The 15387-nt window shown below is 58.0% G+C and carries 15 protein-coding genes and 1 pseudogene; 12 read left to right on the top strand and 4 right to left on the bottom strand.

Annotated elements, in window-relative coordinates; genetic code table 11:
- The 11 genes and pseudogenes from B0G80_RS33970 (at position 1) to rfbD (ending at position 10635) form a co-directional block, all read left to right on the top strand.
- A complete protein-coding gene (locus B0G80_RS33970; RefSeq protein WP_116122182.1) occupies positions 1-438 on the top strand; it encodes a low molecular weight protein-tyrosine-phosphatase in 438 nt (145 codons plus the stop codon).
- A 42-nt stretch (positions 439-480) separates the two neighbouring features.
- Positions 481-2660 (top strand): annotated as a pseudogene (locus B0G80_RS33965) (polysaccharide biosynthesis tyrosine autokinase).
- Between the two features lie 114 nt (positions 2661-2774).
- The gene (kdsA, locus tag B0G80_RS33960) at positions 2775-3635 is read left to right on the top strand and encodes a 3-deoxy-8-phosphooctulonate synthase (RefSeq protein WP_116122181.1); all 861 of its coding nucleotides are present in this window, start codon (positions 2775-2777) and stop codon (positions 3633-3635) included.
- Positions 3632-4186, top strand: coding sequence for an HAD family hydrolase (locus B0G80_RS33955; protein WP_116122180.1), 555 nt, complete (start codon positions 3632-3634; stop codon positions 4184-4186). The genes kdsA and B0G80_RS33955 overlap by 4 nt, the downstream gene beginning before the upstream one ends.
- Positions 4170-4961, top strand: coding sequence for a 3-deoxy-manno-octulosonate cytidylyltransferase (gene kdsB, locus B0G80_RS33950; RefSeq protein WP_116122179.1), 792 nt, complete (start codon positions 4170-4172; stop codon positions 4959-4961). Before B0G80_RS33955 ends, kdsB begins: the two co-directional genes overlap by 17 nt.
- Positions 4958-5893 carry an SIS domain-containing protein gene (locus tag B0G80_RS33945; protein WP_116122178.1) on the top strand — a complete coding sequence of 312 codons (936 nt, stop codon included), beginning with the start codon at positions 4958-4960 and terminating at the stop codon, positions 5891-5893. The genes kdsB and B0G80_RS33945 overlap by 4 nt, the downstream gene beginning before the upstream one ends.
- Positions 5894-6565: 672 nt before the next feature.
- Positions 6566-7120 (top strand): helix-turn-helix domain-containing protein, encoded by a 555-nt coding sequence (locus tag B0G80_RS46180; RefSeq protein WP_181920117.1) that lies wholly within the window; start codon positions 6566-6568, stop codon positions 7118-7120.
- A 115-nt stretch (positions 7121-7235) separates the two neighbouring features.
- The gene (gene rfbB / locus B0G80_RS33935; protein WP_116122176.1) at positions 7236-8297 is read left to right on the top strand and encodes a dTDP-glucose 4,6-dehydratase; all 1062 of its coding nucleotides are present in this window, start codon (positions 7236-7238) and stop codon (positions 8295-8297) included.
- A gap of 3 nt (positions 8298-8300) precedes the next feature.
- A complete protein-coding gene (gene rfbA, locus B0G80_RS33930) occupies positions 8301-9188 on the top strand; it encodes a glucose-1-phosphate thymidylyltransferase RfbA (RefSeq protein ID WP_116122175.1) in 888 nt (295 codons plus the stop codon).
- Positions 9185-9733: a dTDP-4-dehydrorhamnose 3,5-epimerase gene (gene rfbC, locus B0G80_RS33925; RefSeq protein WP_116122174.1), complete on the top strand. Its 549-nt coding sequence runs from the start codon at positions 9185-9187 to the stop codon at positions 9731-9733. Before rfbA ends, rfbC begins: the two co-directional genes overlap by 4 nt.
- Positions 9733-10635, top strand: coding sequence for a dTDP-4-dehydrorhamnose reductase (gene rfbD / locus B0G80_RS33920; protein ID WP_116122173.1), 903 nt, complete (start codon positions 9733-9735; stop codon positions 10633-10635). The genes rfbC and rfbD overlap by 1 nt, the downstream gene beginning before the upstream one ends.
- 57 nt (positions 10636-10692) lie before the next feature.
- On the opposite strand, the gene B0G80_RS33915 is transcribed toward rfbD, so the two are convergent.
- The 3 genes from B0G80_RS33915 to B0G80_RS33905 form a co-directional block, all read right to left on the bottom strand.
- The gene (locus B0G80_RS33915; RefSeq protein WP_116122172.1) at positions 10693-11688 is read right to left on the bottom strand and encodes a GlxA family transcriptional regulator; all 996 of its coding nucleotides are present in this window, start codon (positions 11686-11688) and stop codon (positions 10693-10695) included.
- A 372-nt stretch (positions 11689-12060) separates the two neighbouring features.
- Positions 12061-12288 (bottom strand): hypothetical protein, encoded by a 228-nt coding sequence (locus B0G80_RS33910; RefSeq protein WP_116122171.1) that lies wholly within the window; start codon positions 12286-12288, stop codon positions 12061-12063.
- A 324-nt stretch (positions 12289-12612) separates the two neighbouring features.
- Positions 12613-13683: a GlxA family transcriptional regulator gene (locus B0G80_RS33905; RefSeq protein ID WP_116122170.1), complete on the bottom strand. Its 1071-nt coding sequence runs from the start codon at positions 13681-13683 to the stop codon at positions 12613-12615.
- Positions 13684-14455: 772 nt separating this feature from the next.
- On the opposite strand from B0G80_RS33905, the gene B0G80_RS33900 reads away from it, so the two are divergent.
- A complete protein-coding gene (locus tag B0G80_RS33900) occupies positions 14456-14650 on the top strand; it encodes a hypothetical protein (protein ID WP_116122169.1) in 195 nt (64 codons plus the stop codon).
- A gap of 95 nt (positions 14651-14745) precedes the next feature.
- Here the strand turns inward: B0G80_RS33900 and B0G80_RS33895 are convergent, their stop codons facing one another.
- A complete protein-coding gene (locus B0G80_RS33895; protein ID WP_116122168.1) occupies positions 14746-14943 on the bottom strand; it encodes a hypothetical protein in 198 nt (65 codons plus the stop codon).
- Positions 14944-15387: the final 444 nt, after the last annotated feature.

Below are 15387 nucleotides of genomic sequence, written 5' to 3'. Positions count from 1 at the left end.
ATGGTCCAATCGGTTCTCGTGGTTTGTATCGGCAACATCTGCCGAAGTCCGATGGCGGTCGGCCTTTTGCGCGCACGGCTGCGCCATGTTCGAGTCGAGTCCGCGGGACTGGGCGCGCTCATCGGCCACCCTGCCGACCGGATTGCGCGTGAGTTGATGCGCGAACGCGACATCGTGATCGACGATCACCGCGCCCGGCCGCTCTCGGCGTCTCTGTGTGCGCAGTCGGATGTGATCTTCGTGATGGACGCGAAGCAGAAGCAGAGCGTGGTCGATCGTTATCCGACCACGCGTGGAAAGGTATTTCGGCTGGGCGAATTCATTGATCAGGATATTTTCGACCCTTACGGAGGCGAGCGTTCGGATTTTCAAGCGTGCCTCGCCTTGATTGACCGCGCGATCGAAGACTGGGTCGAGCGACTCAAAATTGTGGCTTAACCGAGCGGGCGTTTTTCCGCTCGCTACCTTGGCACTTATTTGATGACGCAAACTAAATTGCCTCCCACGGGGGCACCCGATAGCGAAGAAGAACTGGACTTCGTGACGATCCTCGACGTGCTGATAGAAAGCCGTTGGCTGATCGGCATTGTGGTCGCCTTCTTCGTCGTGGCCGGCACGCTCTACGCGTTTCTGAGCAATCCGGTCTATGAAGCCGATCTGCTCATACAGGTCGAAGACAGCCCGGAAAGCTCGGCGGAAAAAGGCCTGCTGGGCGATGTTTCGTCGTTGTTCGACGTGAAGTCGACGGCTGCGGCGGAAAGTCAGATTCTGGCATCACGCCTTGTCGTTACGCGTGCGGTCGACAATCTCAAACTGTTTATCGACGCACAGCCGCGCTACTTTCCATTGATCGGAAACTGGATAGCCCGCCGCAATCAGGAGCTTTCCACGCCTGGCCTATTCGGCATGGGCGGCTACGCATGGGGAAACGAGCGTATCGACGTGGCGCAGTTCGACGTACCGACATCGCTCGAGGACGACAAATTCCGCTTGACCGTCATTGACGCGACGCACTACCGGTTGACCGGCGACGATCTCCCCGAACCGTTTGTCGGTCAGGTTGGACGGGTCGAGTCAGTACCGTCGTGCTGCGGAAAGATCCTTCTCTGGGTGAAATCCATTCGAGGCAAGCCGGATACGCAGTTTGTCCTTAGACGCCACTCGCGAATGAAGAGCATCACCGACTTGCAAAACAACCTCGACGTTCAAGAGAAGGTGAAGCAATCGGGCGTATTGATCGCGAGTCTGCTCGACACCGACCCGGTGCGCGTAGCGGCGGAGTTGAACGCGGTGGGCGATCAGTACATCCGGCAGAACGTCGAACGAAAGTCTGCTGCGAAGCCCAGCAACGCTATACGGCGGCACGCAACAAACTCGGCAGCGTGGACCTGACTGAGGAAGCGAAGGTGGTATTGCAGCAGTCCGTCGACGCGAAGACCAAGCTGCTCGAACTCGAGGAGCAACGCCAGGGACTCGCGGCGCGATTCAATGGACACCATCCGGCGATCCGCACGATCGACTCGCAGATTGCGACGTTGCGTCAATACAGCGATGCGGCAACCTCCAGAATCAAGCAACTGCCCGACGTGCAGCAGCAGATTGTTCAGTTGCAACTCGACGTGCAGGTCAATACCGATCTCTACACGTCGTTGCTGAACAACTTTCAGCAATTGCAGCTCGTCAAGGCGGGCAAGACGGGGAATGTGCGGCTTGTCGACACGGCAGCGATTCCTGAGAAGCCGGTCAAGCCGAAAAAGTTGATCGTCCTCGCGGGATCGTTGGTCGTCGGCCTGTTTGCAGGCGCGGTGCTTGCCTTTGTGCGCAACATGCTGTTCCGCGGCATCAGCGATCCGACCGAGTTGGAGCGCCGCACGGGGCTTCATGTGTACGCGACGATCCCGTTGAGTAAGCGTCAACAGGAGCTGAGCAAGACGTCGAGCGCAAAGAAAGCGGGTACACACGTTCTCGCCGCCGATTCGCCCAGCGATCCGGCTATCGAGAGCTTACGTAGTCTGAGAACTGCGTTGCAGTTTGCCATGGTCAATGCGCGAAACAACGTCGTACTGTTGACCGGGTCGGCGCCGGCCGTCGGTAAGTCGTTCGTGTCGGTGAATTTTGCGGCGGTGCTGGCGGCGGGAGGCAAGAGAGTGCTGCTGATCGACGGTGACTTGCGCAAAGGGCATTTGCATCAGTCGTTCGGATTTGAACGCGGTGGCGGATTTTCAGAGCTGGTGTCGGGTCTCTCGACATTCGAGCAGGTCGTGCGGCGCGAGCTGATTCCGCGGCTGGACTTTGTTTCGACTGGAACACTGCCGCGAAATCCCGCAGAGTTGTTGCTAGGTGACCGGGTGACGCCTTGTATCCAGGACCTGTCGAAGATGTACGACATCGTGCTGATTGACACGGCGCCTGCACTCGCAGCCGCCGACGCCGGAATTCTCGCGCCGAACGCCGGCACTGTTTTCCTGGTCGCCCGGGCGGCGGTGACGAAAGCGGGCGAGATCGGAGAGTCGGTCAAGCGGCTCGCCCAAAACGGGGTTGAGGCAAACGGCGTACTCTTTAACGGGCTGAATCTGTCGCACGCGCGGTATGGCTACGGCTCCAAATATGGCTCATATCGCTATGCAGCCTATGAATACGGTGGCGAGACGCGTAGCTAACGTCAACGCGTGCAGTGCATGAGACCCAAAGACTGAAGATCGCCGCGCTCGGATATCTCTGAGCAGGGCGATTCAGGTCTACCGTTCTAACTCTTTCTGGCGTGGACGTGAGCGATGAAGATAAACGATCGTGCGGTAGAAATCACAGGCGCGGTAACGGTCTCGAACCGTCTGCCGTTCGTATTGTTCGGCGGCATCAACGTTCTCGAAGACCTCGACTCGACGCTGTATGCGTGCCGCCACTATGTCGAGACGACGGCGAAGTTGAACATTCCATTCGTCTTCAAGGCTTCGTTCGACAAGGCGAATCGTTCGTCGATCCATTCTTACCGTGGGGTCGGAATGGATGAAGGTCTGAAAATCTTTGAAGCGGTCAAACGTGAGTTCGGCGTGCCGGTCATTACCGATGTCCACGAAGTCGAGCAGGCCGCGCGTGTCGCGGAGGTCGTCGACGTGCTCCAGGTGCCGGCATTTCTCGCGCGGCAGACGGACCTCGTCGTAGCTATTGCGAAAACGGGCCGTGTGATCAACATCAAGAAGCCGCAATTCATGAGCCCGACGCAGGTCGCTCACATTGTCGGCAAGTGCCGTGAAGTCGGTAACGACAACGTCATTCTGTGCGAGCGGGGCAGTTCGTTCGGCTACGACAATCTGGTGGTCGATATGCTTGGCTTCCGGCAGATGATCGAAGCGTCGGATGGCGCGCCGGCGATCTTTGACGTGACGCATAGCCTGCAATATCGCGATCCGGGGGGCGCCGCTTCAGGTGGCCGGCGCCGCCAGGTCGTCGAACTCGCACGTGCCGGTCTGGCAGTTGGTCTGGGCGGTCTCTTTCTGGAAGCACATCCCGATCCCGATCACGCGCGCTGTGATGGTCCGAGCGCGCTTCCGCTTGCCGTGCTCGAACCGTTTCTCCAGCAAATGAAGGACCTTGACGATCTGGTCAAGAGCTTCCCGGCGCTGGATATTCAATGAGCGGGCCACGAGAGTATCGGGGAAAAATCCGCCTTGTTCTATTCGATGTGGACGGCGTGCTGACGGACGGCTCGTTGCATTTCAATGGCGAAGGTGAACACCTCAAGTCTTTCAGCGTACGCGACGGCGTGGCGATCGGACTGCTGCGGGAATACGGAATTGCGACGGGCGTATTGTCCGGTCGATCGAGTGCGCCGCTTACACGCCGGGCGAAAGAACTCGGTTTTGACCTGGTGGTGACCGGCAGCCGCGACAAGTTGTCCGCGTACGAGGCGATCAAGCTGGAGCGGGGCTTGCAGGACGAGGAGATCGTCTACGTCGGCGACGACGTGATCGATTTGCCGGTGATGTTGCGCGCCGGCCGCGCGTTCGCCCCCGGCGATGCACACGTGCTTGTATTGCGGCACGCGGATCACGTCACGCGCGCGCGTGGCGGCCACGGCGTCGCCCGAGAAGTCGCAGAGAACGTGTTGTTGGCCGACGGAATGACGCTCGACGAGATGTATCAATCGTTTTTGACCGGGGAGGTGCGCAGTGCGATCGTCCAGTAGCCTTGCTTCGATCCACGTGGTGATTCCAGCTCGCTTTGGGTCGACTCGCTTGCCCGGCAAGCCACTGATCGATCTGGCGGGCGCGCCGATGATCGTGCGTGTGTATGAAGCCGTGCGAGCGGCATTGCCCGAGACGGTGGACATCGTGGTGGCCACAGACGACGAGCGGATTGTCGAAAGCCTGGAGGTGTACCGGATTCCGGTCCGGATGACCGACCCCGAACATCAGTCCGGAACTGATCGGTGCGCGCAAGTTGCGCGTGAATTGAACTGGAATCCAGACGATCTCGTCGTTAACGTGCAGGGCGATGAACCGCTGATTCCACAGCCGTTGCTTGCGTCGTTCGTGCAATTCTGCGCGAATGCGCAGGCTCTCGACATGGCGACTGTCGCGGTCCCTTTGACCCAAGTGTCCCATTTGGCTGATCCAAACGTCGTCAAACTCGTGGTCGGCGCCCAAGGGCAGGCAATCGTGTTTTCACGTTCGGCCATTCCATTTTGCCGCGATCTTCCCCAGGACGACTGGCCATTGGCTGCGTACTTGCGTCATATCGGTATCTACGCCTATCGATGCTCCGCGCTCTACCGATTGACGGAGACACCTTCATGCGAACTCGAAGAACTCGAGAAGCTGGAACAGATGCGTGCGATCTGGCTGGGTATGCCGATTCGCGTATTCGAATGGCCTGAAGCTCCGCCGCCGGGTGTCGATACGAACGAGGATGTGGCGCGAGTAAGGGAAATACTGTTTGTGAACGCTTCGGGGAGATCATGACGGCTCACGATTACATCTCGTCGGCGAAACGGGTTTTCGCTTTGGAGTCCAGTGCCGTTGCCGCGCTCGCGTCGGCCCTGGACGACGACTATACGCAGGCGATAGCGCGTATTCTCGAAACGCGCGGCCGTGTGATCGTGTGCGGCATGGGTAAGTCTGGAATTATCGGCAAGAAGATCGCGGCAACTTTCGCAAGCACCGGCACGCCGGCGTTTTTCATGCATCCCGGCGAGGCGTACCACGGTGATCTCGGAATGGTCACCAGTGACGACGTGTTTCTCGCCATTTCAAATTCGGGTGAAACTCACGAGGTTGTGCAACTGCTCCCATTTCTGCGAAACAATCACAACTTCGTGATCGCAATGACGGGCAATCGTGAGTCGACGCTTGCCCGCGCGGGGCATTGCCATCTGGATATCGGTGTCGAGAAAGAAGCCTGTCCGCTTCAACTGGCGCCGACCGCTTCGACGACGGCGACGCTGGCAATGGGCGATGCGCTCGCCGTGACGTTAATGGAGGCGCGCGATTTCAAGCCGGAGGGATTCGCGCGTTTTCATCCTGGAGGATCGCTTGGGCGGCGATTGCTGAGCACCGTGGGTGACGAGATGGTGCGCGACAAGCTTCCGTTCGTCGGACCCGATGCGAAGGTCATGGAGATCGTCAGCGAGATGACGCGCGGCAGTCTTGGGATTGCAATCGTTCGCGACGAAACGGGTTGGGGCCTGATTACCGACGGTGACGTTCGCCGCTTGATCGAACTCCACGGACCCCATGCATTCGAAAAATACGCGCGAGACTTCATGTCGAGAGAGCCCACGATGGTGTCACCCGCCACGCGCGTGCAGGACGCGTTGGCATTGCTCGACGAACGGCGGATTACTTCGTTACTGGTATTGGAACAACAGCACATTGTCGGTGTTTTCAAGAAGTAAAGGTGCATGCCTGGTGCGTTTCGCACAGTGGCTAGCGTCATTTCAGACAAATCCATGGCACCGGTAGCCAGCGATCGTTGTCGACAGCACGCTGTGAGTAATATCGGCGGTGAGAATAGGTGACACGCCAGCGCTGGCCGCGGAAACAGGAACATGCACCCGTACACAAACCGTACAAGAGCTAAAGGAGCATTCTCCGAGAGCGCCGCGGCGCCTTCCATGGAATCGGAAGTGAAGATTGCGATAGTCGTATTCGCCGGGTTCTCTATCAAAGAGGTCGACGCGCTGGCGGATATCTTTAATCGCGCTCACGGCAGCGGTATCGGCGAAGAAACGTCGCCGTCGCCTGGCTTGATATTCAAGGTGTCGTTACTGTCGATTGGAGGCGGCTATGTGGATGACTCGCTTTCAATCCGGATCTGGACAGAGGCGATCCAACCGCGGCTATCGGAGAAATTCGACGGTGTGTTCGTAGTCGGTGCGGAGTGCAGGGCGGGTGCGGCTGAAGATCCTGATGTGTTGCGCGTCGTGTCGACCTTGGTGGCGCGAGCCGATATCGTCGTGTGGGATAGCGATAGCTCGTTGCATCGATTCGTGATGGCTTCGCCGAGTACCGCGCGGCGCGGACGACGGTTGGGCAGCGCTCGCGCGCGCTCGAGACTGGCGTTGTCCATGACAGAAGCCGGGGTGTCGTTTGTTGCAGCGTTGGCGGCGACCAGCACGCATGCGCGAAAACAGATCGAATCGCAGATTCTGCTTTACCTCACATCGTCGCGCAATGCTGTGAGAAAACATGCAAGTCCTCGGGCGTCGACTAGCAGTCGCGATGCGCAAACCGTCGGCGCATCATCGATGGAGTGGACGACACCGATCAAAGCGGCGGCAAATTGGCTGCGAGAGAACTATATGCACCCGATCTCGATTGCGCACGCAGCCGAGGTCGCGAATATGAGCGAGCGGACCTTTTTGCGTCGTTTCAGGGCGGAGGTGTCGATCACGCCCTCGGAGTATTTGCTTGAGATTCGATTGGGTGTCGTATGCAGCCTGCTCCAGCGAACCAGCTTGCCGATCGATACGATCGCGCGACGTTGCGGAATGGGAAGTGGCGAGCGGCTTGCAAAAATATTCAGACGTCGACTCTCTCTCACGCCGAGCGAGTTTCGTGATGCGAATCGGCAGGGATCGAATTCGGCGACTGATGCGATCGATCCGAATGAGTCAGTGTGAGCGATCCACGCGGGTAACTGGCGAATGTCTGAATGCGCCAACGATATGGCCGATAGAAAAATAGTCGCGCCTTTACGATTCACAGTGTAAGAGCCGTCATCTAAGAGAACTTCAAATGATCTTCGTCACGGGTGGCGCCGGTTTTATCGGCGCAAATTTCGTCATCGACTGGCTTGCCCAACACGATGAGCCGATACTCAATATCGACAAGTTGACGTATGCCGGCAATTACGGCACGTTGCGAGCGCTGCACGACGATCCTCGTCACGTTTTCGTGTGCCGCGATATCGGCGATCGCGCAGCCATGAGCGCGATCTTTGAAGAATATCGACCGCGTGCCGTGGTGCACTTTGCAGCGGAGAGTCACGTCGACCGCTCGATCGACCGTCCGCGCGAGTTTATCGACGCAAATGTGACGGGCAGCGGTGAACTGCTCGATGTCGCGCGGCTGTATTGGGAACGCCTGAACGGTACGGACCGTAATTTGTTTCGCTTCCTGCATGTGTCGACAGATGAAGTGTACGGTTCGCTGTCGGCCAACGATGCCGCATTCACGGAAACGACACCGTACGCGCCGAACAGTCCCTATGCGGCATCGAAAGCGAGTTCGGACCATCTCGTCCGCGCGTACCACCACACCTATGGATTGCCTACGCTGACCACGAACTGTTCGAACAACTACGGGCCTTATCAGTTTCCGGAGAAACTGATTCCGTTGATGATCCAACGTGCGCTGAGCGGCGACGCACTGCCGGTTTACGGCGACGGCGGCAATGTGCGTGACTGGCTGTATGTAGGCGACCATTGTGAGGCGATCCGCACGGTGCTCGCCCGTGGCATACCGGGGGAGACATATAACATCGGCGGCGATAACGAAAAAACCAACGTCGAAGTCGTTCATTTCATCTGCGATCTTCTCGACGGGATAAAACCACGCGGGAGTGGCAGTTATCGCCAGCAGATCGCTTTCGTCTCGGACCGCAAGGGACATGATCGGCGTTACGCGATCAATGCAACGAAGCTGCGTCGCGAACTCGGTTGGGTGCCGCGCGAGACGTTTGAGAGCGGGTTGTCGACGACGGTGCAGTGGTACGTTGAAAACGATGCGTGGCTCGAGGAAATCCGCTCCGGCGCCTATCGGCGCTGGAACCCCGAAAGCGTACTGAAGAGAGCTTGAACGATGGACTCGAACCGTAAGGGCATTATTCTCGCCGGCGGGTCTGGTACGCGGCTGTACCCGATCACGCGCGTGATCTCCAAGCAGATGCTGCCGATCTACGACAAGCCGATGATTTACTATCCACTGTCCACGCTGATGATGTCGGGCATTCGCGAGGTCCTGCTGATCTCGACGCCGGACGACACGCCGCGCTTCGCGGCGATGTTCGGCGACGGCAGTCAGTGGGGTATGCAGATCACGTACGCTGTACAGCCGTCGCCGGACGGACTCGCACAAGCATTCATACTCGGCCGCGAGTTTATCGCTGGGAAGCCGTCCGCGCTGATTCTGGGCGACAACATTTTCTATGGCGCGGACCTGGGTGCGCATCTCGGCAACGCGCATTTGAGAACCAAAGGCGCGACTGTCTTCGGATATCACGTGCACGACCCGCAACGCTACGGCGTGGTGGAGATCAACGCTCGGGGTAAGGTTCTGAGTATCGAAGAAAAGCCCCAGAAACCGCGTTCCAATTTTGCCGTTACGGGTCTTTATTTCTATGACGGCGACGTCTGCGACATAGCGGCGAATATCGAGCCATCCGCACGCGGCGAGCTGGAAATCACGGACGTGAATCGGCATTATCTGGAGCGCGAAGCGCTTCATCTGGAAACGCTGGGCAGAGGCTTTGCCTGGTTCGATACCGGCACGCACGAATCGCTGATCAATGCGGCGACGTTTATCGCGACGCTACAACAGAGACAGGGCTTGCTGGTTGCAAGTCCGGAGGAAGTCGCATTCCGGCGTGGCTGGATCGATGCCGAGCAACTGGCCCGCCTCGCGGCGCCTTTGCAAAAGACTGACTACGGCCGATATCTGTCATCTCTCATTCCGACTATCCACACATGACCATTCAAGTTCGACATACCGCAATTCCTGACGTGAAGGTCATCGAGCCCCAAGTGTTTGGAGATTCACGCGGTGCTTTCATCGAGACGTTCAATCAGGTTGAGTTCGAAGAAAAAGTGGCGCGCGGCTATACGTTCGTGCAAGACAATCATTCGATTTCAGCGCAAGGCGTTCTGCGAGGCCTGCATTATCAGATCCAGCATCCGCAAGGCAAGCTGGTTCGGGTGGTAGTGGGTGAGGTATTCGACGTCGCTGTCGATCTGCGGCGCTGGTCGTCCACGTTCGGGCGGTGGGTCGGCGTGCGGCTGTCCGCGTCAACCCAGCGGCAGCTATGGATTCCGCCGGGCTTTGCACATGGGTTCGTCGTATTGTCGGACGTTGCTGAGTTCCTTTATAAAGCGACTGCATTCTGGCATCCGGAACACGAACGTACGTTGCGCTGGGACGATCCTGACATCGCCGTCGAATGGGAACTGAACGGTGTTCCGTTCGTTTCGTCGAAAGACGCCGCCGGTAGCCGCTTCAACGAGGCTGAGGTTTACTGATGAGAATCGCGGTCACAGGCGTGCAAGGACAACTCGGCTGGGAGCTCGCGCGCTCGCTTTCGCCGCTGGGTGAGGTAGTTCATTGGGATCGGGAAGTCGCGGATCTCAGCAAGCCGGCGCTGCTTGACGGGTTGATGAGGTTTTACCGCCCGGACGTCGTTGTCAACGCCGCGGCCTATACGGCGGTTGATAAGGCGGAAGACGATTGCGTGACGGCACGGCTCGTCAATACCGAATCTGTCGACGTAATGGCCCGCGCGGCAAAAAGTGCGGGCGCATTGTTTGTTCATTTCTCGACGGATTACGTATTTGACGGAAAGTCGGCGGAGCCTTATACGGAAGATAGCGCGACTGCGCCGCTGAATGTGTACGGTGCGACCAAGCGCGATGGGGAACTCGCAATCATCGCGTCCGAATGCGATCATCTAATCTTCCGCACTTCCTGGGTCTACGCGACACGCGGGGCAAACTTCATGCTGACGATGCTTCGGCTCGCCGCAGAACGTGAAGCGCTCAAGATCGTCGATGATCAGCTCGGCACACCGACGCCCGCAAGAATGCTTGCCAACGTCACTGCCCACGCTATTTCACAAGCGATGCGCGAACGTCAGGAAGCACGCTTTCAAAGCGGACTTTTTCATTTGACTTCGCGAGGCGTGACCAGCTGGCACGGCTATGCTTCTGCGATCATCGACTATGCGCGCAATCTCGCGCCGTCGGGTCGGGTACGCGTCACACACATCGAGCCTGTACCGAGCGAGGCGTTTCCGACGCGTGCGGCACGTCCGCGCAATTCGGTTCTGAACAACGACCGCTTCGACGAGCGATTCGGCCTTGTGCGACCCCATTGGTGGGATGCGCTTGCTCAGACGCTAGACGAGCGATTCGAGCGCACCGCTTGAAGATTCCAGAGTTCTCAGGACTCTGGAAAGAGACCGTGGATTTACCGCCGGCGTGCGTTAGGACGCACTGCGCGAACCTTGTTTGCTGATTCGATACTCCGTCGGCGTGGTAAGCAGGTGCTTGCGAAACAGTTTGGCGAGCCGTCCACCGCTGCCAATGCCGCACCGACGCGCGATCTTGTCCACGGGCAAGCTCGTTTTAGCGAGAAGGCGGCAGCTCATGTCGAGTCGCACATAGAGCAGGTATTCCGACGGCGTCACACCCATTTCGCTCTTGAAGCGCCGCAGGAAATTCCGTTCGCTCATCGCCGCGATCTGCGCGGCATCGTCGATGGATATCGGGCGAGCGCCATTGGCCTCGAGCCATTGCGCCGATGCCTGGATCTTGTCGCTGATATGCGATGCCGTTTTGCTGCGCAAGATGGCACTGAACTGCGTTTCGCCCTGAGGCGCAACCCAGTCGGCGACTTGCCGCGCGACCTCGGGGCCAAGATCGTCGCCAACAATGCGCAACGCGGTTCGCAGCGGGCTGGGCGAGTCGACGAGAGGTCGCGACGGGAATGCGCTCCGTGCGTAACTGTCGTTCTCAATGCGAGCGCCGTAGGCGTTCGAGAAACCTGCCGCTTCGAGCATCAGGCGTCCCTCCGCGATGGCATGGACCATGCCGCTTCTCGGAAACGCCTGCTGAAGCCACACGATCAGACGATCGTCACGGAACGCGTTCGTTGCGCCGGTGCCGCCGGCAATGAAAAGCGCGCGGAAGTTATCGTCGTGCCCGCGCGATTCGACACTGTCGGTCCACACGAACACCGAGGAAGAACTGGCAATACGCCCGCCGGATGCCGACAACAGCGAGACCTCATAGCGCGTTCGACGGGGCTCGCCGGTGTCACTCAGGGCATTTGCCGACTGGAATATCTCGATGATGGAGGCCACATCGGGCAAAGCGAATCCATTGAACAATGCAATGCCGATATGGATTGCGCCGGTGCTCTGCGGCAAAGCGGGTGCTTGAAGTGCATTCTTATGCTTCACGTTGCAAAGAAACTCCATCGTACTTTCCCGGAAATGAGTGACTTGCCGGCCGTCTCTAAGCCGCTCTTCATTGTTTGATCGAATGCTACATAACGTTGTTGCACTGCATTAATGACTGGCCGAATTTGCCAAGGTGTTGGCAAGAATTGGCAAGTCGTGGGGTGTTTCGGGAGAAATAGATTTATCCGCTGGATAAGAGGTGGGTTTAATTTGAAACGTGGGTAAGTCTTGAGAGGGAATGAAATGCGGCTCTATTGAACGGGCTGCAATGGAGTATCGAGCAAAGAATCAGGATGCCCTCATCCTTGAGTGGAATTTGAATATCGAGTGTGAGCCTGATAGGGCGAGCGATTAACGAAAAAGTTAACTTATCGTAGATATATAGTGATCCTATGTGACCGTATGAGATAGCGTGAACGTAACGGTCAATGCGCCCGCTTTGTCGTACTCGAAGAGTCGAGACTTCACTTTAAGAACATCGTCGAATCCCAGTTCATCGACCTTCATGACGACATTGTCGCCAACAAGGGGAAGATGACATGCGAAACCTTTTCCAGCAGTACGGTACGTACCAAAACCACCCGTGTACTCGTACACGTAAGTCACTTTGTCATCCATGCGCGCTCCGTTGGGAGGTTTCGTATGAATCAAGGACGCGGATGCATGTGCCTCGCGAGAAGCCCGGCGCATAGTGGCACACGCGACTCCACCCTGATATGACGGGGAAAAAAAAAGAACCTGCCGCCCCAAGGAGCGGCAGGCTGGAAAAATCGAGGGGTTGGGGGTTGACCAAGAGAGGCGCCCCTCGAAAGGCCGACGCCAAGTGTATTCGTTCGAAGCGGACTCAAGACGCGAGCGGCGGATTGCGTCACGCTGTTGACTGAACATGACATGGAAGGCGCTCAACGCGGCATGTTCTTTCAAGTGCCGCTGGGTTGTGTCCTACGCTTCGACTTGACTTGCGTAGTCGGCTTCGATCAGATCGCCTGGATCGAACTCGCGCAGTTGATCCGGTAGCGGTGCTTTGGGCTTCTGCAGTGCCACGTGGTTGCGCGTTCGATAGTCCGTTGGCGTGGTCTCCAGATATTTCCTGAACAGCTTCGACAACTGTCCGCCACTGCCGATACCGCAGTGGCGCGCGATCTTGTCGACAGGCAGGCGCGATTCAATCAGCATCCGGCAACTCATATTCAGGCGCGCGCGAAGCAGATAGTCCGAGGGCGTCATGCCGATCTCGCTCTTGAAGCGGCGCAGAAAGTTGCGCTCGCTCATCGCTGCGACCTGGGCCGCGTCGTCGATCGAGATGGGCCGGGCGACGTTCGCTTCCAGCCAGCGCGCCGACGCGAGGATCTTCTCGCTGATCTGAGGCGTCACGTCAAGTGTGACCGACGAGCTGAAGGGCGTCTTGGGTTGCGGCGCGATCGACTCGGCAACCCGCCGCGCAAGATCGGCACCGAGATCCTCTTCGACGATACGCAACGCGGTCGATACAGCGCCCGGCGCTTCCGTCAACCGCGCCCGATGCAATCCGGATGCTTCGTTGTCTCCATAGAGAAGCGGGCAGTACCGGCTGGGCAGCCCGGCGGCCTGAAGCAGCAGTTGGCCTTCCGCGATCGGATGCACGATCTCGCTGAACGGATGCCTGCGGCGAAGCCACTCGCTCAATCGCTCGTCGCGGCATGCCTGCTGCACGCCGGCGCCGCCTGCGATGAACAACAGGTGCGGCTCATTGGTGCCCCGATGTGACTGGACGTCGTCGGTCCAGACAAAGACCGATGATGAACTGGCGATGCGTCCGCCTGCGGCGGAAAGCAGCGAGACGTCGTAACGAGCGCGGCCGGATCGCGGTGCGGCGACCAGCGAATTAGCCCGCTGAAAAATCTCGATGAGTGCGGCGACCGTAGGCAATGCGAATCCGTTGAACAGCGCGATGTCGATGCGAGTCAGATCGTTCGTTTGCATCGGCACGGCACTGTGCCGCGAACTGCGCGGCAGAGTATGTACCAAATCCATTTATTTTCCCCCGGAAATATGTGTTCTACAGAGACTTCTCCCCAAGACTCCGTCTTTTTTCTTATTAGATCATGCTATACGTGTAATTCTCTTGGCAGTATTTCATGGCTGAATTAACCAACACATTGGCTGTTGCGGAGTTGAGTGGCAAGATGGCGAACAGCCTTGCTGAGCGCCTGATTCGTTCCGTAATGGGTAAGATTGAGAAATGATTATCGTAGTTCGCAACAGACAGGGGCGGCATGCAAAGTGCATCCATTTATCGATTTATCTCGTCGATATGATAATTCTGCTCTATAAAAGTGCATAGTCCATTAGCGGCGAAATATTTTTTGGTGAATGCATGTCGGGTTGATCAAAGGTGGTGCATTTGCGGCGCCGCAGGTGTCGTCGGCGAGCGTCATGGCCGATGTCGGGAATACCTGTCTCAGGTAGGTCGTCAGGCGGCTCCAACCATGTGCTCGTTTCGGACTTAAGTTTTCCAATAAACGCCGCAAAACGGTGCGGCGCGGCGGAAGAGGTAGAATTTCGCCCGACGCTCAGGATGCGCGAAGTACAAGTGCGTGCTCACATGCACTGCGGTTCACCTGAGCCGCAGAGCGGCCGTCTTGCCCGCCTCCTCGGGCGCAGCGAACGCTTGAACTCCGTGATGCGCCATGTTCAGTCAGGTCACCGCTGGCATCGTCCCGTGCGGGGGGCAGTGATTAAACTTTTTTGGCAAACGATTGCGCATGAGGCTAAATAAGCTCGTTATGCGACCGTTAACGGGTTCATGCAGAAACAAGACATTCAGACCATCGTATCCGCAGCTCGCGAAACGGCTGATTCGATCGTCGGTGCGCGCGAATGGAAGACGGCGGAAGATGCGAGCGCAATGCACGACGTGATCTTCTGGGACATGGTTGCGAAGCGCTTGCCCGACACGAACCTCGCCGATCTGCTGTCAATGTTGGACTGGACGGTTTAGTCGACACTGTTCATCTTGCCGCGCAGCATGCCGGCACACCTGCAATGGCGAGCGCGTTCAACCTCCGTCAATCGACGTCCCAGGCTTCAACACGGCTACTGATCCCCAAACCCGAGCAGGGAAAAGATCTTGACGACTGTTCCTTGCTTCGGTTGACGCTTGCCCTGTTGTTGTATAAAGACCTGCATCGCGCGTGTCATCTCTTGAACCGAAAGCTTGCGATAGGCGCAGATGTTGTAGGTGACGCCGTGCTGCGAGTCCTTGATGAAGTTATCTACGTTCGGTAGCTGCATGCTTGCCTCGAAAGCGTCACGCGGTTTTCCCACTGGAACGGTACTCGTCTTCGACCCACGGGTTACGACAGCAGCCGCCGTCGCGGATGAAGCTGGAGCCGCATGCAGCGGCCTGATCCTCCCGGCTCACGAGCGGCTATTGCCTGAATTTGAAGCGGTCCACAAAAAAAGAGCCTGCCGCCCGAGGGAGCGGCAGGCTGAAAGATCGAGGGGTGGGGTTCGCTTGAGAGAAGCGCCCCCTCGAAAGACCGAAGCCAAGTCTAGTCGCTCGAAGGAGGCTGCGGACGCGCGCGGCGGATGAGGTCACGTTCTTGACGGAACAGGACATGAAAAAGGGCTCACGCAGGCAGAAGGACACGCCGCCGAACGCCACCGCGCAGATTCGCAGCGACGGCACCATCGGCGCTCCAGCCTCCCCACCACCCAACATCCCCATTGCCAACA

Origin of the sequence: Paraburkholderia sp. BL6669N2 (assembly GCF_003387275.1) — a bacterium.
Classification (GTDB): domain Bacteria; phylum Pseudomonadota; class Gammaproteobacteria; order Burkholderiales; family Burkholderiaceae; genus Paraburkholderia.
Note: the sequence above shows the minus strand (reverse complement) of the source record. Positions and strands in the feature narration are given on the sequence as shown.